Below are 24480 nucleotides of genomic sequence, written 5' to 3' on the forward strand. Positions count from 1 at the left end.
TGGTGAATCTCCATTGGGGATTGTAAACACTATTTATCACCTCTTCTCCAAAAATCTACAATTGCATTTTGTGATCCCTTATTAGGAGGGAATACACTTTTATTAACCCTCTTAACCTCTTCTATCGAATAAAATGCATTTGGGTTGAACTCCTTAATAACAACTTCAACCCTGCTCAAATCTTTCCTATTTACTATCGTATAGATCAGGTCAACACTTCCAAGCGAGCCTTCTGCATGCACTATGGTAGCCCCAAAATCCTCCTTATTTAGCGCTTTAGCCAGTTCTCCGCCTGTTCCTGATATCATAATTCGAAGAATAAGCGTTCCCATTGCAAGTCTTTCTTCTATTATCATCCCCACATAATTTCCGGTAGCAAAACCAGCGGAATAAGCAAAATAGCACACCCAATTATTAAGATTAGCCATTATTTGACTAATAGCCAGTATCCATATAAAACCTCTACAAAGCCCAAAATAGGAGCTATGCTCTTTATACCTTTTGAAACAAGTATTATTCTAATTGGTCCAAAAGTAACATCACAGATGCGCGCACAAAAAATCAGAATTGGCAACACTAGGTAGGTAAAGTACGGGCTATTGAGTAAAGCGTCCATATGTCATACATTGGTATAATGATCGAATTTAAGTATTTAAATTGAGAGTGTTAGTATTATAATAAGATTCTTTTCATGATACACTTAAGAAAACCGTAGTAGTTACTTCTTTACTAGTTCTACGATGAATAAGGCGGGAAGTATAGATGATTTTGAGAACTTTCTAGAGAATACATTCAACTTTTTCTTGTTGTTTGCTTTCCTTGTCCTACCCTAAGTTTCAATCGGGCCAATCACGATGAAACCTTATGAGTTTCTGGTCGTCGCAAAGAAGTCTAAGTTCGATACTTCTCCTTGATAAATGTTGCATAATGGTTTTTGAGCCGTAATTCGAAAAGATTAAATACGAATAGTTCCGGATGCAAAATAGGAGGAATTAAGCACTGCGAGATTGCAACTGCAATGCAGTTGAATAGTAAGTAGGACTTACCCAAATAAAAAGGTATAGACTCTCTTTCTTATTTACTTACTTTCAATCCATTTTACAATTTTCTCGCCATTGGGCTTTTCGTTGGGACCCGCAAAGCCTACAAGTTTTCCAGTTTCATCAATCATGAACTTTTGAAAGTTCCATTTAACCTTTGCATTAAGAACGCCATTCTCTGATTTATCGGTAAGCCACTTGTAAAGAGGATGAATGTCTTTCCCCTTAACGGAGATCTTGGCCATCATTGGAAATGTAACATCGTATTTTAATGTGCAAAACTGTTTAATCTCCTCATTCGTACTAGGTTCTTGGCCTAGAATATTATTTGCAGGAAAACCTATTACGACAAAGTTCTTGGCTTTATACTTTCGATACAATGCTTCTAACCCTTCATATTGAGGGGTAAAGCCACATTTTGAAGCAACATTTACAACGAGTACTCTTTTACCTTTAAACGAAGACAGACTGATCTTTTCACCATCTATGGTAAGAACGGTAAAATCGTAGAAAGTCTTTGTTTGCGCCATCAAGATGATAGGTATACTGAAAACTAAAAATAGAAGCGATCTCTTCATTGGTGCGTTTTTTCTTCCAAACGCAATTCCTCTGAATTTGTTTATTAAGAAAAAGGGAAGCAACTATCAAGTCGCTTCCCTTTTTCTTTCTTCTTTTTTAGTATAATCGATTAAATTATTTCAAAAGTGTTTGCTTCTACCCAACCGGTATTGCCATCTGCGATTTTCACCTCTCGCCAACCAGGTACAGGTGGAGTCTCAGTAAAGGTTACCTTAATACCTTCATGAATAATGAACAAATCTTTCCCATTTTGATCGGGAGAACTACGCACAACCACCACAGGCGATAAAATAATTGCATTTGTCGGATGTTTAATCTGCTCAGTTTTAGCATGTGCAGTCCATACTGAAAAGGCAAACAGTAAAACAAAAAATGCAGAAGATCCAAACGTTATCTTTTTTACCAGAAGCGTTCCAGTGAAGTAATAGCAAATGAATAGAGCACTAGCAAAAATAAACGAGAGCAAACTTAACCAAGCCCAACCATTTGCGCTAAAAAGATTGCGAATCCCATTAAACCAGCTAACGATAAAGAATGTAGGAACAGAGTCTACATTGTCCCTAATCTGCAAACGTGCTAGCTGTAAATTATGATTTATATCTCCATCCGATGAACCAAGCTTATATGCTCGCTCATAGTTCAGAATTGCCTTTGCATACATTTTCTGCTTGTAGTATGCATTTCCTGCATTATAGAAAAGTTTGCTTGATGAGTATCCTCCATCAATAACCTTTTGGTATTGAACAGCCGCTGCCTTAAAATTACCTTCAGCATATAAGTTATTGCCTTGCTCAAATGTTTGCTCTAGACTTTGTGCATTAACAGAACCAACTAGGCAAAGCAACGCAAAAATTATGGTAGATATCTTTTTCATGCTACTTCTTCAATTGTTCAAGTTTGCTAATAATATCAACCGCATGGTTAAATCTGTCCGATTTCTCCTCGCCCTGCCCACCAGGTGCATATCGAGCAAACTCGCATTCTTCTATGATTTGAGTAAGAGTTTGGATAGTCTCAACATCTACACCTCTAGAATCCAGTAGCTGCGTTGCACGTTCTTTCGAGAGGTCTGAAATCGGAATAGCCAACTTATCACTAAGATACCCCCAAAGTGCCTTTAGCATTTCCTCATAGAATCCGTGAGTATCACCTGATTTAATCAGCATCTCTGCCTTTTTTAGTCTCTGATGAGCAACCTTATTTGCACGCTTATTCTTTATAAATGCAACATCTGCATTTTCACGTTCACGCTTAGCCAAAAAGATAAACGAAGCAACTGTAGCAATGAATGCCAGAAGAAGAACCAACCAGTAAGTTGCTGTATTAAAAAAATAATCGCCTTTAGGGGTAAGCATTATTGAACCAACCTTTATGTACTTAATATCCTGCCCCAATAATTTAATATTTTCCTTATCGGCACCGCCTTGTAATCCATTACGAACACCTCCGGTAGGATCTGGATCGACATCAATAGTTTGACTCTGTGTTTTAAGTGTTTTGTAACGATTCGTCTTTGTATCAAAATAGGTAAACTCCAATGCTGGTATTGTGTACCTACCTTGACTTCGAGGAATAAACGAATACTCAAAGGTCTTAACACCATACGACCCTGCTGCTGTCGTTTTTACGTTATCGCTGGTTTTGGGATCAAAGGAATCGAAATCAGCAGGAAAACTAACCTTGGGAGCATCTACAAGCTTAACATTACCCGATCCAGAGACTTTAACTACAAGGTTAACAGCATCATTAGCCCTAACTTTGCTTTTTGAAAGTGATGATGCAATAGTGAACGACCCTACAGCTCCATTAAATGATGTGGGTGCACCTGTTGGGAGTTCCTTTACATTTATAGAGATAGGTGCACTTGCCAGCCTTTTACGCGCTCTTGTACCTCCACCTCCAAAAAAGGCGTCAAAGGCACTTTGAGGAGCAGAGTGCTCTATTACGGATGCTGTTAACTCGAATGGATCAACAAGGAGCCGACCAACCTGCTGAGGAAATAGCACGTAGCGTCGTATAACTGCTGCATCATAAACTTTACTATTGTATTTCTCACGAACAAAATTGAGTTTAAGATCATTATCCTCTACAACCTGATTCCAAAATCCATTAAAAGAAGGAAACTTAGGCTCTCCAAGACCTTCCAAGTCAGTCCTAGTGTAAAGTTTTAACGTGGCAATTAGGAACTCACCCCGATATAGCGATGACTTATTAACCTCCATTTTGAGGAAAACTGTACCATTGCTAACTCCCTTTGCTTGACGGGCACTATTGACTCCTCCACGATTTGCGGCTGCTGCAGATGCATCTCCCTTAGCAACCTCGATAATCAAACTATTTGAGGTATACGTTCTCCCATTAATTTTTACAACTGCTGCAGGAATAGAGAATCGTCCCTCCCTTGTTGCTTCTAGTATATATGTATAGGAGATCGAGTTTCTGGACGTAACCTGCCCATTAATAATACTAGTGCTCTGAAACTGCGACATATTAGGCCCTGCCAAAACTTCAAAGTTCTTAATGTCAGGATTGTAAAAATCATCAGGCATTATGTTCACATTGAACTTAAGCTGAAATTGTTCGCCAACAGCAACTACTCTAGGTGCACGTGCTACGAAGGTAACATTATCGGCAAGAGCACCTAATGTAATTGTAAGTAAAGCAACTATCGCTAATATTCGTTTCATATCGTTATGTAATTACTACCAATTTTTTTCTGGTTTACGACTTTGTGCTTTCATTTTTTGAGCCTTAACGCGTTCTTGCGCCTTGTTTTCGCCAGTTTGCAGCGCATCTAACATTCGTTGAGCATCCTCTTTCGAGATTTTTGGTTGCTGCGGCTGTTTCTGTTTCTGATTTTGATTATTGTTCTTATTATCCTTATTGCCCTTGTTTTTATTCTGGTCGTTCTTCTTATTGTCTTTATTGTTCTTGTTCTGTTTGTTTTTATCCTTGTTATTCTTGTTCTTGTTGTTTTTATTGTTGTCCTTGTTGTTCTTCTGCTGATCTTTTAGCTTCTGCTGCGCAAGTGCAAGGTTATATCGTGTTTGGTTATCGCTTGGATTAACTCGAAGCGATTTTTTATAGGCTTCGATGCTCTCCTTGTACTTATTCAACTTAAACAAAGCATTTCCGGCATTATGAAGATTCATTGCCAGACGACTTGGATCTTTAGTTTGCTGTAAACTTTTCTGATATCCGCTTAATGCCTTATCGTACTTCTTCTGCATGAAAAGCGAATTACCTATGTTATAGGTAATATCCCCTGAAGCCGTATCAACCGCCTGAGCCTGTCTGAAACGGAGTTCAGCCTGCGAATAGTTGCCCTTATCAAACTCCTTATTCCCCTTTCGGATGAGCTTGCGCGCTTGTCCAAACGAAGATAAAGAAAAGAATAAAAGCGCAATAAAAATGCAATACCTCGTCATGGCTTTACCTACTTTTAAAAATATCAACTTTGCTTAACCAAATGTTCTTGGTTTGCACTATAATAGAATCGAGAAGCAAAATGAAAAGCGCCAAAAGAAGTAGCACCTGAAACTGATCGTCGTAATCCTCATATACGTAAGATTTCATTTCCATCTTATCCATCTTTCTAACATCGCTGAGGATATCGGTTAATCCGAAATTGTTACCCGTTGCTCGAATATACTTGCCACCAGTAGCTGTAGCAATCTGCTGTAGCGTTTTCTCATCCAAACGAGTAATAACGATATTTCCATCCTTATCCTTTAAGAATCCTCCACTAACAGGAATAGGTGCCCCCTGCGGCTGCCCAACTCCAACGGTATAGATCTTTACGCCACTCTTTTTTGCTTCTGCAGCAGCAGACATTGGATCATCCTCATGATTTTCACCATCAGAGATTACGATAAGTACACGAGAGGTTTTGGAAGTACTCGAAAATGACTTTGTTCCCAAATCAATAGCCTTACCCAATGCTGTTCCCTGCTGAGGAACCATGTTTGGATTAATCGTATTGAAGAACATTCTAGCCGCATCGAAGTCCGACGTTATTGGAAGCTGCGTATAGGCATCTCCTGCAAACACAACTAAGCCAAGCCTATCGTCACGAAGCTTATCAACTAAGCGCGATAAAGCAAGCTTTGCAGTTGATAACCGATCAGGCTTAAAGTCATCAGCAAGCATACTATTCGACACATCGAGTGCAACTACAATTTCGACTCCTCGGTTTTTGACCTCTTTTATCCGAGAACCAAACTGTGGACAAGCTAACGCTAGTACAACTATGGAAAATGCTATACAGAATAGTATAAACTTCAGGTGTAAGCGCTTATGTGAAACATTTGGCGCAAGCATACTAATAATTGGCAGCTGCCCATACGTTTCCATATTCTTACGACGTGTACGAACAAAGTAGTAGTACAGCACCACCAAGATTGGGATTACTAGCAGTAGATAAAAATATACTGGTTGTGCAAATCTGAACATGAATCTACATTTTAAGGAATCCTCTTAAGAATCAAATATCTAAATAGAACTTCGGCTAATAGTGTTGCTACAGCAAGGAGTGCAAACAAATCAAACTCTTCGCTTCTTTTTGTATACCTATCCACCTGGAATTTAGTGCGTTCAAGCTCGTTAATCTTATTATATATCTCCGATAGTTTAGTATTATCGGTTGCCCTAAAATACTCACCTCCGGTAATTTGCGATATCTTTCGAAGCACATCCTCGTCAATTTGAACATCGGCATAAGCCATTTGAACGCCAAAATCAGTAGCCATTGGAGTAAGAGCCTTACCTCGTGTTCCTACACCAATAGTATAAACACGTATTCCAAATGTCTTTGCTATTTCGGCTGCCGTGAGAGGGGCAACTTCACCAAGGTTGTTTACACCATCGGTCATAAGGATAATCACCTTACTCTTTGCCTTACTCTCCTTTAAACGAGCAACCGATGTTGCCAAGCCATTGCCTATTGCCGTACCATCCTCGAGCATACCGCTTTTTATATCCTTTGTAAGATTGATAAGGGCTGCATGGTCGGTAGTAAGCGGAGATTGTGTAAAACTCTCACCCGAAAAAACCACCATTCCTATCCTATCGTTTGGACGATCGGTAATGAATTGTACCGCAACATTCTTAGCAGCGGATATCCTATCTGGCCGAAAATCTTGAGCAAGCATACTGCTCGAAATGTCCATAGCCAAAACAATATCTATACCTTCGGTTGTTACATCGTTTTTGCTCTGGGTTGATTGCGGACGTGCTAGAGCAATAACAATTAAGGCCATAGCCAAACACCTTAGGATAAAAGGTATATGACGTAGCCTACGACGAGTCACCGACTTCACATTTTTTAATTGAGCCACCGATGAAACCGTCAATTTTGGGGTAAAATGCTTATTCCTAATTACGTACCAAACCAATAGAGGTACAAGCAGCAGCAGTAAGTATAAGTAATTCGGATTATGTAATATCATGCTACTCATAAAGTTCTAGTTGTTTTCGTTTGATGATTGAACCTTCTCCTCGGTTTCTGCAGCAAGGATAATCTCTTTCGTATCATCAATAAAATCGTAAACGCAAGCAGATGCGCTATCATTTTCGATAGGGTCTGCGCTATACTTTGCAAACTTTACCAAGTCCGATGTATTAAGCAATATCATAAGCCTATCATAAATAGCCTTATTGGAGTAACTATTCGCATTAAGGGTTGCAAGGATCTCAAAGGAAGTCATCTCCATTGCATTGATCTCCATTCGCTCTTCGATGTACACACGAAGAATATCTGTTAACTCCGAATAGTACTCCTTTACCTTCCCATTCTGCCATAACTTTTTTTGTTTAAGCTGCTCTAACTCGCGGAAGGCAATTACATGAGGTGGTTCTATCACCTTTTTCTTGAAGGTAAATATCGGTTCATCTTTGCTTCTCCTAAAGTATCGGTATATACCTATTATTATACCAATAAGCAGCAGAATCGAAAGGATCACTAAAGCAATCTCCTGAAAAGTATATGGTGCTTTTATGTTGCCCTTTATTCCATATAAAGGAACTTTAGTGCTATCTACTGCTACAGTGTTTACCTTCAGTTTAATCGGTTGAGTGTAAAATGTATCGACCTTGGTACCATCAAAAAAGAGTACTGGAATTTGAGGCACAACGTAATTGCCCGAGTCGTACGAAGTTATAAGATAGCGCTTGGTTAAAAGCAAACCGTTGTCAACCTCCGATGTATCAGTAGCAAACTGGCTAACAACTTCGAGACCTTGAGACAGCGTATCTGGTAAGTTGGGGAAACGCACCTTCTTCCCATTTGTAAGCTTAACCTGAAGTGTAAGCGCAGTTTGATTACCAATGAGAATTTTAGAAGAATCGAGGCGAACCTTAAAGTCTTGTGCAACTCCAGCAAAACCGACAAAAAGCAGAAGCGATAGAATGCTGATAAATTTTCGTATTATTCCCATTACCTATCGATGCTTAAAGAGTTTAATCAATGGCTTAACATAATCTTCATTCGTAGAAACGCTCACCCAATCGACACGGGCCTTAGCAAAGGCTGTAGAGAGCGAACGTTGAGCTTCGTTCCACCAGCTGCTATACGTTTTACGCACAGAAGCTGCTGACGTATCAACCCAAACAACCTCACCAGACTCTGCATCAACAGCCTCTAATAGACCAACATTAGGAAGTTCTACCTCGCGGGGATCGTAAATCATAATAGCACCCAAATCGTGCTTATTGCCGGCAATTCGAAGCGCCTCGTCAAATTTGACATTTGAGGGGGATTCTCCAAAATCATTAAAGTCGGAGAGCACAAATGCCGTGCAACGCTTTTTTACAGCATTGGTAAGGTAGCGAAGGGCTTCTGCAATATTGGTTTTATTGCTTTCGGGTTGCAGCTCAATAATCTCGCGAATGATTCGAAGAATATGAGAACGACCTTTCTTTGGCGGAATAAACTTCTCCACCTTATCGCTGAAAAAGATAACTCCTACCTTATCGTTATTTTGAATGGAAGAGAAAGAAAGCACAGCAGCAATCTCAGCAATCAACTCGTTCTTGAACATCTTTTGCGTTCCAAAATGGCTTGACCCGCTAACGTCGATAAGGAGCATAACAGTAAGTTCGCGTTCTTCCTCAAAAATCTTGATGTAAGGTTCATTAAACCTTGCAGATACGTTCCAGTCGATATTACGAATATCGTCACCATACTGGTACTCGCGAACTTCGCTGAACGCCATACCACGCCCCTTAAACGCGCTGTGATATTCACCTGCAAATATTTGGTTTGTCAGGCCACGGGTTTTTATCTCTATTTTTCGAACCTTCTTGAGCAGTTCTGATGTTTCCATAAATTTCTAGTATCAAGTATCAAGACACACATATCACGACTTGACATTACAAGATTAAGCGCTATACCTAGTATCTTGTGTTGTTAGATCTTATGTCTTGTTTCTAAAAATCTTCCGTCTTGTTTCTGTTTGGAACTATGGAACTTCAACAGCATTAAGAATTTCGGTAATAATATCAACTGTTGTTATATTTTCAGCTTCTGCTTCGTAGGTTAACCCGATACGGTGACGGAGAACGTCGTATGCCACAGCACGGATATCTTCTGGAATAACGTAGCCTCTGCGCTTGATAAACGCATACGCCTTTGCTGCTGAAGCAAGAGATATACTGGCACGTGGTGATCCTCCGTAAGAAATCATATTAGCGAATTTGCCTAATCCGTAGCTTTGAGGTTCGCGGGTTGCAAATACGATATCTACAATGTAACGCTCAATCTTTTCGTCGAGATAGACATCGCGAACGACCTTTCGGGCCTTAACGATATCTTCAGGTTTTAGAGCCTTATTGGCCTTAGGAAATTCGCCTGCTATATTTTGACGAATAATTTGCTTCTCCTCTTCCTTCTTTGGATACGTAATAATTACCTTAAGCATAAAACGGTCAACCTGTGCTTCTGGAAGCGGATAGGTTCCCTCCTGCTCTAGCGGGTTTTGTGTGGCAAGTACAAGAAATGGTTCTGGTAACTTAAATGATGTATCACCAATGGTAACCTGATGCTCCTGCATCGCTTCGAGAAGCGCACTCTGTACCTTTGCGGGAGAACGGTTGATTTCATCCGCAAGGATAAAGTTCGCAAAAACAGGCCCTTTCTTTACCGAAAACTCCTCATTCTTTTGGCTATAAATCATTGTACCAATAAGGTCGGCAGGAAGCAAATCGGGGGTAAACTGAATACGGCTAAACTTAGCATCGATAATGTTAGCCAATGTGTTTATGGCAAGCGTTTTTGCAAGACCTGGAACACCTTCTAAAAGAACATGGCCATCAGAAAGGAGCCCTATCATTAAGCTTTCTACAAGGTGCTTTTGTCCAACAATTACCTTGTTCATCTCCATGCTGATGATGTCAACAAACGCACTTTCCTGTTGAATTCTTTCGTTTAGTTCCTTGATATTCACAACTTCGCTCATACAAGAATTATGTTTTGTTCTTTATTTTGATTCGTGTACCAAATTAACGGCTTTAGTTTCCACATTATTCTATAACACCTTCGAAAAGGAGTTAAATATAGTTAAGGCTTATTTTAGGTAAGATAAACCTGCCAATCAAATTGAAATTTAGCAACGTATGCAAGTCTAGCATAATCGCTATCTTTGCAAAAAAACACTTAATGCCTCGCTACTTCATTCGTATTACTTACAAGGGAACCAACTACCATGGATGGCAAGTTCAACCGAATGCTACTACCGTTCAGAAGAAACTAAACTACGCCCTATCAACCTTTCTTCGCGAATCAATTGACACTATCGGTGCCGGACGAACCGACACCGGCGTTCATGCCTCCTACTTCATAGCACATTTCGATTCTATAAAAGAAAACCTACAATCTACTCCAAACCTTATCCATAAGCTCAACTGTATTCTTCCTTCCGATATTACAGCCTATAGCATAAAAAGGGTAGACGACAGCGTAAACGCACGCTTCGATGCCACCTCGCGTACCTATAACTACTTTATTCATACAACAAAGAACAGCTACATAAACGATTGCTCGTACCACTTTAAAGGACTACTTGCCATAGAACGTATCAAGGAGGCGCTACCAATACTTTTTGAGCATACCGACTTTACCAGCTTTAGCAAACTACATACCGATGTAAAGACAAATAACTGCACCATTACACGCGCTGAGTGGCTAGAGTATGCTCCCAACCAATACGTATTCGTCATTCAAGCCGATAGGTTTCTCCGTAACATGGTTCGTGCTATTGTAGGCACGTTACTGGAGGTTGGCAAGGGGAAAATAACCCCAGAACAAGTACACGACATAATACGCGGTAAGGATAGGGCCCTTGCAGGCACTTCGGCCCCATCTCAAGGATTGTTTCTGGCAAAGATCGATTACCCTGCAAATCTTTACGAAGAGGATGCCAATATAGAGGAATGCTTTCCTAGGTTTGTGCTTTAGTATAGTACTCAACGCAATTACAATAAATAAAAAAATAGTATAGCGGTGTAACCAACTAATTCATGCCTTTGTCATGTCTAAAAAAATTGGATGTTTATACTAGACACGGATATTGTAAAGTAAATAACCTTAGGTGTTCTGCCCAAGGTTATCCCTTAAATAAGCTCTGGCATATTCTTGTTAGAGATATTTTTATGTTCATATATCAGTAATAATTTGAAACTTGGTAAAGGATATACTATACTCCGACGCCATGCTTCTATCAACTTAGATTTAAACATCATGAGTAACGAAAATAAATCGATTCACGAGTTCGACTTCAGCCTAATCTGCGAATATTTCGCAAGCGTAGACCGGCAAGGACCTGGCAGCCCCGAAGTAACTATTAAGGCATTAAGTTTTATCGACAACCTGACTAACGAATCGCATATCGCCGATATAGGCTGCGGTACTGGTGGGCAGACAATGGTGCTGGCTCAGCATACATCAGGTACTATTACCGCTATCGACCTGTTTCCCTTATATATCGATCGGCTAAATGAAAATGCCGGAAGATTGAACCTTCAGAATAGAGTTAAAGGCATTGTTGGCTCTATGGATAACCTTCCTTTTTGGGATGAGGAATTAGACTTGATATGGTCGGAAGGTGCAATCTATAATATAGGATTCGAACGAGGCCTAAACGAGTGGCGAAAACATCTAAAAACAGGTGGCTATATTGCCGTTACCGAAGCGTCATGGTTTACCGATGAACGACCAATTGAGATCGACGAGTTTTGGAAGGATGCCTACCTCGAAATTGATACGATTCCGAGTAAGGTTGCCCAACTCCAGAAGGCTGGATATATGCCTGTTTCCACATTTATTCTACCGGAGAACTGCTGGACTGAACATTTCTACGTTAAGCAGGAAGCCATGCAGAAAATCTTTTGGGAGAAATATGCAGGCAACAAAACGGCCGAAGACCTTGTAGCAAACCAGCGACACGAGGCATTGCTATACTCCAAGTATAAGGAGTATTATGGCTACGTTTTTTATATCGGAAAGAAGATCTAGGAGTTAATTAAGCAAGAAGGGTTGTCCTGGTTTTTAGAACAACCCTTCCTATTTTATCTTTTTGATAATGAAACGAACTATTGGATGAGGCTTACTTACTTAGGAAGTACTGCTGAATAAATGTATTAAAAGAGTCTTTGTATTGATCGCCAACTGGGATAATTGTGTCCTCGCTCATGGTTATTCGGTTGTTGGCAACCTGAACAATTTTGGAAACATTCACGATAAAAGAGCGATGTACCCTTTTAAAGGTATCAGCAGGAAGATGAGTTTCAAGTATCTTCATGGTAAGCAGCGTTACCACTGGCTTTCCGCTCTCAAGAACAATGCGCACGTATTCGCTTTGTCCTTCGAAGTATAGAATATTTTCGTAATCGATGCGAACCATTCGGCCATCAGCCTTAACGTAAAAGTAAGGTTCGCGTTCGTCTTTTCCTCGATTTTTAGAGTCCTCCTGCAACTTATACTGCTTATATGCCTTATTTGCGGCTTTACAGAAATCGGCAAATGAGAAGGGCTTAAGCAGGTAGTCAAGAGCATCAACTTTAAAACCCTCGATGGCATACTCACTATAGGCAGTTGTAAAAATAACAATTGGACAATGCTCCAAAGAACGCACAAATTCCATCCCGTTTAAATCGGGCATGTTGATATCTGTAAAAAGCACATCAATTTTTTGTGATGCTAGAATTGACATTGCCTCGTACACATCGCAAGCCTCTCCTACCAACTCAAGGAAAGGAACGCGGCGCACATACTCGCAAATCTTGTTTAGCGCCAAAGGTTCATCATCAATGCAAAGACACTTCATAGCCCTACTATCTTAAAAATTCACATTGCTACCCGCTAGATCTAGCGTAAGGTCAACCCTAAACTCCTCATCTGTGCTGCTTACGTTTAGCTGATAGCTGCTGCCAAACAGAATCTGCAGTCTCTTCCTTACGTTATCGAGTCCTATTCCCACTTTTTGGTTATCGCCCCTGCTATGGTTGCTATTTTTTACTATGCAACACAGCTTGCTTTCATTAATTGAGAGGCTAAAATGCACATACGAAGGCTTACGGTAGCTAATTCCATGCTTAAATGCATTTTCGAGAAATGGGAGTAGCAGCAGCGGTGGCACCTGAATAGAAGAAGGAATACTCTCGGGTAGTTCCATCTGGATGTCAATATTTTCAGTATACCGCAATTTCATCAACTCCACAAAGTTTGACAGAAAAGTAACCTCTTTGGCTAAAGGAATAACTCGCTGTCCTGATTCGTAAAGGAGGAAGCGCATCAACTTAGAGAGTTCTATTACAGTTTCTTTTGCCTTTTCACTATCAACGTCAATTAGCGCATGTATATTGTTAAGTGTATTCATAAAAAAGTGAGGGCTAATTTGACTTTTTAAGTAAGCCAACTCCGTTTCGACATGCTGCCGCTCCAGTTCCTCAAGCCGTTGCAACTTTTTTACAGAGCGAAACTGCAGCTTTACTACAGTATTAAATCCTATAATGAATATAACCATTAAAAGATCTCCCATTGGAGGGGTCAATCGTAGAGGACCAAAAATCTTATTCTCGTGTGGCTCTTTAGGAGGAGGAAAATTACCTCTAGGAGGTTCCATTGTAGGCTTGGGTGGTGGAGCAAACTCTCTTCCAGGCATGTGCTTCTCGGCTGGCTTCAGGAAGGGACTAGAGAAAACCGCTACACAAATGCATATCGTTATTACCAAGATATGAACCCATCGTCCAATTTTTTTACGTAGGGTTAGCGATAGCGAAAGATTGTGAATGAGAAATATCAGTAGAAATGGAATTATAAACCTATCACTCTTTAGGGCAGATAACCAATCAAACTCCGTGTTTTTCTTTAAGCTTTCAAATAGGGGTGCCAAAAAGACAACCGCCCAAAGCGATGCGTATATAAAATACTCAAGAACCTGCTGCTTGCTGAATACTGTCTTTTTAATTCTCATTGTCAATTAATCATTCATAATCACCTTACAATACATTGCTTGACCCAGAGTTCGATGTAAATATAGATGGCTTATAGAAGATAACAAGTCTCCCTCACTTAACATGTGAGGGAGAAGGAATGTTACCGTGTTATTGGATGCATCGAACTAACATTACTAGAACTTATGCTTAAATCCAACACCTACAATACTACCAACAGATGCATCTTCATCTATCTTATTGGCATATCGATAGTATACATCGAAGGAGTTGCGCTTACTTAGTTTATACTCCACTCCACCTATAAACCTAATCTGGTCCATTGAATTACCCTTTGGATTATTCAGACTGTTAAATAGTTCAACAGAGGTATAAGGTGTTAGTGAAGTATTCATTATGTTGTACTCGAGCTGCAAGCGACTACGAAGGTACAACTTAGGATTGGCTCGCTTAGAAGTTTCCTCCACTCCCTCGCGATAGGTACTTTGAAACCGTTCCCTTAAAGATGCGGTGAATCCACCAAGCGAGTAACTTCCTACGGCATAAAAGTAGTATCGATGCCGGATTTCCCAACTTTTAGTTGGATGGTTGTAGTTAATAAGATTATATGCTCCACCCAACTTCAGGTAATTGCATAATTGGTAGTCTACCCCTAGCGTATGCGAAAATCTATCCGTTGTGCCAAAGTTTTCGCGCGTACGGTACTCTTCATTTAACGATAGGCTTATCCCCTTATAGAGTTTCTTAGAAAGTGTCAACTCCAACGAGCTGCCCCAATCGCCGCTTTGCTGAGCCTTTAACGATAACAAAGGAGACAAGGCTAGCATTGTCAACAGTACAATCCTCTTTTGTTTCATCCTAAAGTAATTTGTGTTCTCATTAAAAGGGGGAATTTTATAGCAATTCTCCGTTAGGCATTTTAGTAAGCTTATCAACCGAGTTTGGCTCACGGCTATCCGCTCGGTAGTACACCTTTAGCATGGTAGCATCGCTCAAAAAGTCGATATGACCTACTTCAACACGAATAATAGGAAGACCTGTACGTTCGGTTAAGTCAGCAATTAGCTCCTCGCGCTTATATGGAGTAATCAGTGCTATCTTATCGTATTTTACCAGCTTGCAGCCAGTATGGCTTAGCCAGCGTTCGCTTTCCATTAATGCAACAACGAGCACGATTAGCAGATTGGCAAGCAACAGCACAGTCCAGTTAATTTGGACGGAAAGAGCATTGATTACCGAAATAGAGATGATAAGAAAAAGATAGGTCATCTCGCGAATAGGAACCGTTTCTGTTCTATAGCGAACAATGCTAAAGATCCCAAACACCCCCAAGGCGAAGCCAATCTTTAGATCGATATTCCCCAGCAGGAATATCAGCATAAATACGCTAACGTTTATCAGCGAAAAGGTGAAGTAGTAATCTCTTCTTCTACTCTTAGGGTAGTAAAAGAAGTGAATTACCAGCTGAACCACTACGAAGTTAAAGAAGAAACGAACCAGCAACTCCCACATCTTGCAAGACGGGATAGCGGGAACCGAAGCCAATTCTGAAAGTATTGTTGAAAGATTCATAATAAATCTACTGTTGAAATTAGATACTAATTTGCAATCTTGCTTAAGGCATTTAGCTTTGTCTTAAAGCGATTGCTTTTAATCTGATGGTCGGTTAATACCGTACCTATACAGTACTTGCTAAGATTCAACGGATGAATTCTCCGATTAAAGAACTCCTCCTTTATTGCCGAATAGCTAGCGCCCGATTGCTTGACCTCTACCACCGACAGCGATCCCAAATCGGAATGTATTCCTGTACGGAAGTTATCAAAGCAAATGCCAGTGTCGATTGTAACCCTTTCGGTTAGTGCATAGTTTACAAGCGTAATCCGCTTAAAGGAGTTACCCAACTGCGGTAAAAGATCGTTTAGCGCATACTGCGAGTTGCTTCTAATAAGCTCCTCCGATTCGCGTGTTGCATAAACATTGAAAGAGGCTAACTGAATACGCTTTTTATTAGTACGTCCGTGGTTATTCTTCTGCTTGATTTCGAACCACGCCAAATCGGAATCTACATACTCTCTTAGACGTACCTTTTGCCTTTCCTTCTTGCCGTTATGGTGAAGCATATACATATCGAGCAAAGGTGTATCTAAGTATACGGTTCGATAGCTAGCAACCATAACCTCATCAATAGTCTGTATCCTATAGCTATCAGATAGGTTGGCAAGAATGTCGTTGAGTTGGGCAGAACAGAGTGCATACTTGGTATCCACCCTGTTCATAAGCCTTACATCCTGCATCTCGCACAACGAAATAGGGGCAAATTGCTGTGTATTCATCTGCAAGTATTACCTAGGATTTAAACGCTAAAAACCTCCGGGGCCACCAGGTCCTCCAGGCCCTCCTCCAGGACCACCGCCAGTAGAGCCAACTGTTGTTACCATACTAGAGGTTGTAAATGAAGTAAGAGAGCTACCCTTTGTGTATGTAGCACCTGTTAATAAACCATGGAAATCGGTACCTCCACTTACACTTCCACCCGTATAGATTTGATAGGTAGTAGAAGCCTGTAGCTTGGGCGAAGAGATGCAGAAGGTAAGGTTGTTGCTATAGGTTCGTCCCAACTTAAAGGTAAGAACCTCGTTACCCGAGCCATCTTCTACTCGCAAGTAATTACTTATTGTGCTCCCTGATGTTCCATAGAGCAGACATCGTTGCGTGCAAACCGATGCGGTTGGAGTACTAGAGGCTCCACCTATTCCAATTACAGTTCCTCCTGTAATCTTAAAGGTATTGCTATCGCAATCTAAGCCCTCTTCTGGAACGTTCGTTCCATACGAAACAACAGTTCCCCCATTGATGGTAATCGTTCCATTCGAATCGATACCGTCGTTATTGGAAGCGCTGCAGAATATGGTACCTCCATTAATTTCGATGTAGCTGGTAGCATTTATGCAATCGTCGTAAGCGGTAATTTCTATATTGCCACCGTTAATGTATATCTTGCTCTTGCTCTCAATTCCTTCCGAACCATCCTGGGTGGTGCTTACCGTAATATTGCCTGCTGATATAGTAATAACTCCATCTGCCTTTATTGCCTTAGCCGAAGAGTCAAGCGTATTGCTGTAAACAAACGAAGCACCTGTTGTCGAAACACTTAAAACTCCTCCCTTGATATCCAACGTACCATCAACACTAATTCCCTTACCAGCCTTACCTGTAGCGCTTAGATTAATATTGGCAGTTCCCGAAATGGTGAGGTTACTGCTACAATGAATACATGCAGGAGATGAAATATCCTTATCGTCGGAGTCGTAGTAGGCATCGCCGGTTGCCTTTATGGTGACAGTTCCACCTGTAATGCTAATATCGGTATCTGCCTTTATGCCTTTACCCCCCTTGCCTACAGCATTAGCAACAAGCGAGCCGCTGCTCATTTCGAAACTGCCATCCTCCGACTCTATACAATCGCTAGAAGCTGTAAGCACCAAGGCTCCACCTGCAACCTTTACGCCCTTACCGTGTATGGCATCTTTTGCTGAGGAAGCAACCGTGATAGTTCCCGAAGTGATTGTAATGTCGTCATCGCTACAAATGGCATGCTTAGCATTGCTCTTTGTATAAAGCGTTCCTTGACCTGTAATGGCAATAGCACCTTCGCTGAAGAGCGTTCCCTTCATATCCTCGCTATTATCGGAGTAGGTGGTGCCATCGATTAGACGGTTGTTTGTTCCATCTAGCAGGGTGATATTCGCCTTCTTTTTCGACTGGATGTTGATGGCGCTACCATCGGAGCTAACAATGTTGGTCCCATTAAGAATAAGGTTAAAGTCGGCATCACTATAGATCTTTACGCCGCCACCGTTGATGGTACCCGATACCACATAGTTCACCTCCGACGAGGTTGTGGATACCACGGTAACATAACCATTCTTTACAGTAGCGGTAACCCCGTTAGCCGACATTGCATTGGCAACAACCGCCGTTCCTGTTGACGAGTCGAAGGTTATAACCACCGAGTTAGGGTAACTCACACTCTTAGAGTTGCACTGAAAGTTGTTATCAATATCGGAAGCATTAACGCTTCCATTCCCGCCTCCAGGAATAATCTCGTCATCACCACTACCCTTCGAGCAGGAGAATGCTGAAAGCAAGCAAGCCATGATTAAAACTACAAATAGCCGTGTTTTCATATCTACATGAGTTAATTACATGCTAAATATAAATGCGGCTAAATGCAGGTGAAAATTTATTCAACCAGCGCCTCGTTTTCTTAAGCGAACGCCCCCAACTGCTCAGCTTAGGTTTTAGGCAACCGTCATATTTCAGGAAATCGGGCTTCGAACTTTATCTAGGTTCTCACCTTTCGCCAGCTTCGCTGCTAGCATTTGATATATCGCAACGGCTTTTCCTATTCAATGGTGCCTAGCAGACAAATTGTACAGCGCAAAAAAATCGTGGCCGATTGCTCGGCCACGATGCTATAACTGGAAATGAGTTACTTCAGCTTATCCTTCGGGATAAACATATCCTCGCTAATCACCTTCGTATTCTTCGCGTTTTTCCATTCGGCCTCATACCTTTTCATGATATTCTCGATGAAGCCTCTCTCTTCGAGCTTCTTCTGTGTCGACTGAATCTTATCAGTAGGTGTTTCTACAGGTTTTTGCGCCAGCACCAGCTCTTTGGCTCGCTCAAACACCTTGTGGTCGGCCGTAATTGGCTCTAAGCCTATTCGGGCCTTCCATGCGCCCATTTCGATATTAACTAAAACGATGTAAGTTTCTCCGGCCTTTAAGTTACACCTTAAAAACTCCTTATCCTCCGACGATGCCCAGAGCAGGCGTTCGCCTGCAGGGCACTCGTAGCGCATGTAGTTCTTCCCTTTGAATATACCGATAAACTTATCGTTGTCGAAATACTCGAACGAAACGGCAAAGCCAAAATTTGACACCCTAACGAAGTAAACAACAGCATTAGAATCTGCTGGAGGGGTGAATCCTTGAGCGAAAGCGGGCGCCTTTATACAAAAAAGGGCCAGAACAAACAGTCCCAGTTTAATCTTTTTCATCGCGGTTTTTATTTAGTAAACTATATTGAGCAATGCAGCTAACGGTGACCAAACAGGGCTGTCCAATCCCCTCCTTTCTAAGTGCTCCACTAAGCAGCAACCTGGTTACAGCCAATATACGATTTTCACCTATCAATATTAACCAATTTATACTTCAAATTCCCCATTCCCAATTGGTAGGCATATTCGATTTGACGCTTTCCGCTTACCGAGTTAACCTTTAGGAAGGCGTCGTTGCAATGATGCGCCTTGTCTACAAGATCGTGAGCAGCGGCTTCGATGGCAACAATATCCGTAGATACCAAAATACCGATATTGGGAATGAAGGGCTTTCCAGGATTGCCCATGCAGTCGCAACTTGGAGATACGTTGATTACGATATTGAAGTAGATGGAGTTTTTCATCTCCACTACCGGCTTGGCGTACTCTACCAACCCTTCGAGGAAGCGCTTTGTTTGCTCCTCATCATCGGGCTTGGTAATGGCCCCGTTATGGCAGGTTGAGATGCACTTGCCGCACCCGATGCACTTCTCCTTATCAATCTTCAGCGGGTTTAGGGTAATAGCATTCACAGGACAGTCGTTAACACAATCGCCGCAGCCAATACACTTGCTGCTGTCTGCTTTAGGAAAGTTGTTGAAGTGCATTGCTCGCTTTCCTTTCGGGACTGCCATTCCCATCGACACATTTTTGATACAACCACCAAAGCCTGCAGCCCCATGGCCCTTAAAGTGAGTAAAGTATATTATGGTTTCGTACTTCTCAATATTCTTTCCGATCAATGCTGTTTTAAAGCGGGTTCCTCCCGTAATGGGTAAGCTTAAGGTTCCTCCCTCATCTAGGATATCGATTGGCGCAAACGTAAATCCATGGTCGTGCGCAAGCTCTATATGGGTAGCCGTCTTACTACGACGACCTTTGTAGGCAACGTTTGTTTCGATAAGGGTAGCATTTAGAACCTTGCAAAGCGGCTCAACCATCGTTGCTGGCACAAAGTAATCGTTCCCATCTTCGCCGAAGTGCACCTTTATACCCACGTTGCCTTTTACACGATCTTTTACATGCTGAAATACCTTCATAACCCCGGCGGGCGATATATCCTCGGTAAAGTAAACTACCGACGAATCCTTATCGGCTTGCGAGTACGATTTGTTCCCCACAAGCAGAAGCCCCAAAACAAGGAGCAGCAAATACGATTTTCGAATAGCCATGAATTCAATATTTTAGTTTAACGGTTAAACAATAAATCACCCCAAACAACTGCCGACTAATTCACATTTAAAAGCAAGCACATTTGTGCAATATACAAGCAATCGCTTTACAAAACTCGCATATAGGCATATACAGCATTTATAGAATCGTAAAACGGGAATCTCTATCGTGTAACCCATGCATCTGCCAACTCTTCTTCAGCAATCTCGGTTCTGTTAGGATGAATGCCACGCCTTAACCCGACGCGCCACCTCTTCGTTGAAATACCACCTAGCCAAATCTCATCTTCAGAATGTTGCTTTTGCAGTATTTGCATCGGGCATACACTTTCGTGGAAAGCCCCCACATTTGACGGCCGAAAAATTTGAAGCGATTGCTATTTTCCAGCTGCAAATTCGCTGAGATTGTTTTTTTATCGATATTCCGATACAGCAGCACATGCTGGGTAATATCATCCAAGTGCTTGGGTTCGTCATACTGCCGAAGATATTCTTCAACTATATCGCGGATTGAGCCTCCCTTCATGTTTTGCTCGTCATCCCAAGCCTTCAAACCGTACGTGCTGCTTTTTCCGAAGAATATCATACGCCAATCCCATTGACAACGGCTACGCAGGTTATCCATAGATATCGTTGAATCGGGGCATCGTTCTCTCAGCTTATCGTAAAGCTCATCGGCATTTGCAGGACGCCTAAGCTCTTCCAGTATCTCGCAAATGTAATCGGTCTCATTTTTGGGAACATTCCTGTTGATAACAATATTCCTGTGCTGATCGATGGTTAAACCTGCCTCGTTATACAGTAAAAATTCAATCACCGCTACAATCTCATTCTGCTTACCCAAGCGCTCCTCTTTAAGCAGCGAAGAAATGCCGCCCATAAGGTGAATAGGAATGGTATTTGACCTAGACATTTTTGCCTGAGCGCTTGCGTGATCAACTAGCATCGAAAAATCGTAGGCATGCGCATACTGCTGTTGAATGAGGTACGGCCTCTTCCAATGGTAGCCCTCCTTTAAATGCTTATTGTAGTAGGCATCAAATTCATCGCCAAGCAATACCAACCGATCGGATAGAATTACGGATAGCACCTTCCCTATAAATTGAGAACTGAAGGATGTTCCCTCACTCCTGTTTATCTCCCTAACAAAGGTTTCGTCAATAGCAATACAAGGCTTAGCAGCATCTAATCCATACTGAACCGCTACATTTGGGGCAAGCGTTCTGAAATAAAAGAGCACCTCTAGGAGCCGGCTATATACCTCTTCGCGAATCTGCCGCACCCTCTCTTTAGACAAGCCTAGGCGCTCACTCAGCTCCGCCAAGGTTTTCCATTTCTCATCCGTATAGCAAACAAGGCAACCCGTAAACACTGCCTTTTCGAGTGGAGGAAATACACATCCAGCTTCTATCAGCTGGTTTAGCAGGCTAAAAATGCGAATACCAGTGATGCTACTGCTAGTTGTGGAGTCGGTATCAGAAAGACAAAATGCGCCGCTACCCAACCGCTGGAAATCATCATCCAGCAGCAGGATTCCATCTTGCCCCTCGAGGTGATGAACCTGCGCTTTAATGGCGGATATCACCTTTACGATTTCCTGAAATGACTTGGTTCTGCTTCGCACGATGTGTTGTGGATTAAAGTCAGCTTGCACCAGGCTATCCCATACATTTTTCAAGCTCAAATCGTCGCGAAGAACACCCCTTAAAGCCATTGATGATCGGCCCGTCAACCCAAGGAATAAGTAGATGATGTAGAGGTTTAGCACATCAACCTGCGATTGCGAAAGCAGCTCAACCTCTGCGAACAACCCACTAACGGCGTTGTCTTCAGGAGCCAACTCTTCTACATTTACATTATCAGGCAAAGGAATGCCGTTTAGCATTGGCCTATACTTAAGGCATAGCGTTACGAGCTCGTTATTGGTTCTTTTTCCACAATTCCTGATGCGCAAAAAGTTACCGAACTTGGTGTAGTAGCTTACTATTTCCGAAAGGTTCTTCAGCTGTGCATTCATGCATACATTACAAGCACGAACACTTAAGCCTTCGAGTACTTCCAACTCATTAATGCTCGCTAAACGGCAATCAAACTCCATTTTATTCCTGTTTTAAATCTAAATAAATGATGTAGTCCAACAGTGCCCTTCCAAGTTGTAGAAGCTTACGGCTGCTATTCAGCGCGCATTCGCTTCCGGTACTAAACCCGCCATAATATTAATAATATTTTTCTTAACTACTCTAAATTTACCCTGCAAATAATTAGGAATAGTAAAATTTGGGCATTGATCCGATTTTAACGGCCTTGATTTTCTTTATAATGGATACCTATAAGTGGAATAAAATGAAACTGTTGAAAGACACTGTCGCTACCATTAGCTAACATTACATCTAAAACTGGGATGATTTGCTAAAATGAATTAACATCTACCATCTCTTGTTCTTCAAGCTACAGCCTGTTTGGATAGACACGAACAAAGCACAGCCTCGCTCCCGCTGAGGCCGACGCTTTTAGCTAGTCTCACTTTAAAAGTTCTGAAAGTTTTGCCTCAAGCTCTTCTTTACTCAATCCAAGCCATCGCCCAACAATCTTACCTTCCTTATCGATTAATACATATGTCGGGAAGCCATTTGCAGCATACTTATCTGCAATGTTTTCATTAGTGTCATTCTCCGCTTTATCAGAGAAACTTCTTGCTGTGGATACGTGGTGCCACATATCAGTTCTACCATTTTTAATTGCAGATACCCATTTCTCCTGATCCTTATCAACACTAATAGCAACAATTTCCAAGCCTTTGGAATGATATCTTTCATACAGCCCATTCACAAAAGGCGTTGCCGCTCTACAGCTGCTGCACCAGCTAGCCCAAAAATCAAGCAGAACAACGTTTTTCGCTCTAAACTGAGAAAGAGTCACGGTTTGTTGGTGTAAGTCTTTAGTCTTAAAGTCTGGTGCTGTAGTGCCAATAATGCTTTTTTCCTTTCTCGATATATTGTCTCTTACTATTTGTCCCTTAATGCTATTCTGAATCCTTTTATTCAAACTATTGTATAGCAATTTTATCGAATCAAGAGGTATTTTCTCACCGATGCAAAAATTCCACAGTAGTTCGGAAGAGACATAGGAGTTTGGATGCTTGATAATAAAGTCTTTTTCTATTGGCGCTAATTGCATTGGTAGCCGAACATGCTGTTGAAACAATTCGTCACGAGCACTCTCCAGCTTTTTCAGTAAATCTTTATCCGTTATACTTTTTATGCTATCACTAAGACTTTTAAATCTTATACCCATTCCCGCATCACGCATTACTATTGGTTTCTTCATCTGGTATAATTCGGAGTATTCCTCCTGAGCTTTAGAACCGGTCAGCTTAAGTTCTCCAAATTTTTCAGCTTCGAGAGTTATTTGCATATTTCCAGGTTCCAGATATATTGTTGCAAAATTTGGATCTCCTTCAAAGTGATTTCGTTGCTCTCCAATAATGTCGGCCTTTACGGGTTCCGAAATATATCCCTCAAAAACAAACTCTCCATTTTTTATGGTAGCTGAATCACGAATACACTCAGACTTTCTATTATATATCAGCTTGATTTTTCCGGAATCTTTCCCTATGATTTTTCCCTGTAGCGTAAAGGGGTACCCCTTGCTGTTTGACTGAGCAAATGAAACCCCTGTCAAACCAATAAAAATTAAAACGGCCAAATTAAATCTATTCATGCACTTTGTATTTTATACTGTTCTTAAGATTTCTTCGCAAGCACAAGCTCCCCATGTTAGGCAAAGGCTTAAGCCCATAGCCATCAAGCGAAGCTACGAAGTATCTAAACCTCGTTAGGCGAAAGCCCCAGCCTTTGTCAATTCTATCTTTGCAGGTTATAGCCTATTCTATAGCTTCAGTCGAACGAGGTATTCTTGCTTTAGCTACTTATACCATTTCCCCCTTTCGGTATTCCACCTATCGTTAATTACCTAAGCGTTCCCTGCATCAGCTAATTCTACTTCAACAGGCTTGAGCCTATTGGATAGATTCGAACGAGGCACAACTTCGACCGAACGGGGATTCTGACCGCAGTAATAACAGGCTGGAAGCCTCGATAAACCAAGCGTAGCGAGGACGCTACGCTTAGATGAG

General features: G+C 41.4%; 22 protein-coding genes and 1 pseudogene. 2 read left to right on the forward strand and 21 right to left on the reverse strand.

The window, feature by feature from the left end; genetic code table 11:
* Positions 1-29: 29 nt before the first annotated feature.
* From ACHZA1_RS17505 to ACHZA1_RS17555, 11 genes and pseudogenes are all read right to left on the reverse strand, one after another.
* A complete protein-coding gene (locus ACHZA1_RS17505; protein WP_320053146.1) occupies positions 30-356 on the reverse strand; it encodes a DUF2179 domain-containing protein in 327 nt (108 codons plus the stop codon).
* 9 nt (positions 357-365) lie between these two features.
* Positions 366-491 (reverse strand): annotated as a pseudogene (locus ACHZA1_RS17510) (DUF5698 domain-containing protein); the annotation flags it as partial.
* A gap of 587 nt (positions 492-1078) precedes the next feature.
* Positions 1079-1618 carry a glutathione peroxidase gene (locus tag ACHZA1_RS17515; protein ID WP_320053147.1) on the reverse strand — a complete coding sequence of 180 codons (540 nt, stop codon included), beginning with the start codon at positions 1616-1618 and terminating at the stop codon, positions 1079-1081.
* Between the two features lie 110 nt (positions 1619-1728).
* Entirely contained in the window at positions 1729-2493 is a 765-nt protein-coding gene (locus tag ACHZA1_RS17520) for a tetratricopeptide repeat protein (RefSeq protein WP_320053148.1), read from the reverse strand.
* Between the two features lies 1 nt (position 2494).
* Positions 2495-4306 (reverse strand): BatD family protein, encoded by a 1812-nt coding sequence (locus ACHZA1_RS17525; protein ID WP_320053149.1) that lies wholly within the window; start codon positions 4304-4306, stop codon positions 2495-2497.
* 15 nt (positions 4307-4321) lie between these two features.
* Positions 4322-5047, reverse strand: a complete 726-nt coding sequence (locus ACHZA1_RS17530; RefSeq protein ID WP_320053150.1) for a tetratricopeptide repeat protein — start codon at positions 5045-5047, stop codon at positions 4322-4324.
* 4 nt (positions 5048-5051) lie between these two features.
* A complete protein-coding gene (locus tag ACHZA1_RS17535; RefSeq protein WP_320053151.1) occupies positions 5052-6071 on the reverse strand; it encodes a VWA domain-containing protein in 1020 nt (339 codons plus the stop codon).
* 11 nt (positions 6072-6082) lie between these two features.
* Positions 6083-7066 carry a VWA domain-containing protein gene (locus ACHZA1_RS17540; protein WP_320054931.1) on the reverse strand — a complete coding sequence of 328 codons (984 nt, stop codon included), beginning with the start codon at positions 7064-7066 and terminating at the stop codon, positions 6083-6085.
* 15 nt (positions 7067-7081) lie between these two features.
* Complete coding sequence (locus ACHZA1_RS17545) at positions 7082-8053, reverse strand: hypothetical protein (protein WP_320053152.1); 972 nt, start codon at positions 8051-8053, stop codon at positions 7082-7084.
* Positions 8054-8056: 3 nt separating this feature from the next.
* Positions 8057-8941, reverse strand: coding sequence for a DUF58 domain-containing protein (locus ACHZA1_RS17550; RefSeq protein ID WP_320053153.1), 885 nt, complete (start codon positions 8939-8941; stop codon positions 8057-8059).
* A gap of 135 nt (positions 8942-9076) precedes the next feature.
* A complete protein-coding gene (locus tag ACHZA1_RS17555; RefSeq protein WP_320053154.1) occupies positions 9077-10072 on the reverse strand; it encodes a MoxR family ATPase in 996 nt (331 codons plus the stop codon).
* Positions 10073-10272: 200 nt separating this feature from the next.
* On the opposite strand from ACHZA1_RS17555, the gene truA reads away from it, so the two are divergent.
* The gene (truA, locus tag ACHZA1_RS17560; protein ID WP_320053155.1) at positions 10273-11070 is read left to right on the forward strand and encodes a tRNA pseudouridine(38-40) synthase TruA; all 798 of its coding nucleotides are present in this window, start codon (positions 10273-10275) and stop codon (positions 11068-11070) included.
* A gap of 282 nt (positions 11071-11352) precedes the next feature.
* On the forward strand, positions 11353-12126 hold the full coding sequence (locus ACHZA1_RS17565; protein WP_320053156.1) for a class I SAM-dependent methyltransferase: 774 nt from the start codon (positions 11353-11355) through the stop codon (positions 12124-12126).
* Positions 12127-12217: 91 nt separating this feature from the next.
* On the opposite strand, the gene ACHZA1_RS17570 is transcribed toward ACHZA1_RS17565, so the two are convergent.
* From ACHZA1_RS17570 to ACHZA1_RS17615, 10 genes are all read right to left on the reverse strand, one after another.
* Positions 12218-12937: a LytTR family DNA-binding domain-containing protein gene (locus ACHZA1_RS17570; protein ID WP_320053157.1), complete on the reverse strand. Its 720-nt coding sequence runs from the start codon at positions 12935-12937 to the stop codon at positions 12218-12220.
* Positions 12938-12949: 12 nt separating this feature from the next.
* Positions 12950-13489 carry a histidine kinase gene (locus ACHZA1_RS17575; protein ID WP_320053158.1) on the reverse strand — a complete coding sequence of 180 codons (540 nt, stop codon included), beginning with the start codon at positions 13487-13489 and terminating at the stop codon, positions 12950-12952.
* Positions 13490-14242: 753 nt separating this feature from the next.
* Positions 14243-14923, reverse strand: a complete 681-nt coding sequence (locus ACHZA1_RS17580; RefSeq protein WP_320053159.1) for a DUF2490 domain-containing protein — start codon at positions 14921-14923, stop codon at positions 14243-14245.
* Between the two features lie 37 nt (positions 14924-14960).
* A complete protein-coding gene (locus tag ACHZA1_RS17585) occupies positions 14961-15638 on the reverse strand; it encodes a DUF4956 domain-containing protein (protein WP_394701044.1) in 678 nt (225 codons plus the stop codon).
* A 26-nt stretch (positions 15639-15664) separates the two neighbouring features.
* On the reverse strand, positions 15665-16402 hold the full coding sequence (locus ACHZA1_RS17590) for a polyphosphate polymerase domain-containing protein (RefSeq protein WP_320053160.1): 738 nt from the start codon (positions 16400-16402) through the stop codon (positions 15665-15667).
* A gap of 27 nt (positions 16403-16429) precedes the next feature.
* Positions 16430-18256, reverse strand: a complete 1827-nt coding sequence (locus ACHZA1_RS17595; protein ID WP_320053161.1) for a carbohydrate-binding domain-containing protein — start codon at positions 18254-18256, stop codon at positions 16430-16432.
* A 305-nt stretch (positions 18257-18561) separates the two neighbouring features.
* Entirely contained in the window at positions 18562-19134 is a 573-nt protein-coding gene (locus ACHZA1_RS17600; RefSeq protein ID WP_320053162.1) for a hypothetical protein, read from the reverse strand.
* Between the two features lie 125 nt (positions 19135-19259).
* Positions 19260-20345 carry a DUF362 domain-containing protein gene (locus tag ACHZA1_RS17605; RefSeq protein ID WP_320053163.1) on the reverse strand — a complete coding sequence of 362 codons (1086 nt, stop codon included), beginning with the start codon at positions 20343-20345 and terminating at the stop codon, positions 19260-19262.
* Between the two features lie 271 nt (positions 20346-20616).
* Positions 20617-22443, reverse strand: a complete 1827-nt coding sequence (locus tag ACHZA1_RS17610; protein ID WP_320053164.1) for a hypothetical protein — start codon at positions 22441-22443, stop codon at positions 20617-20619.
* Between the two features lie 422 nt (positions 22444-22865).
* Entirely contained in the window at positions 22866-24065 is a 1200-nt protein-coding gene (locus tag ACHZA1_RS17615) for a TlpA disulfide reductase family protein (protein ID WP_320053165.1), read from the reverse strand.
* Positions 24066-24480: the final 415 nt, after the last annotated feature.

This window comes from uncultured Acetobacteroides sp., assembly GCF_963667355.2.
GTDB lineage: Bacteria > Bacteroidota > Bacteroidia > Bacteroidales > ZOR0009 > Acetobacteroides.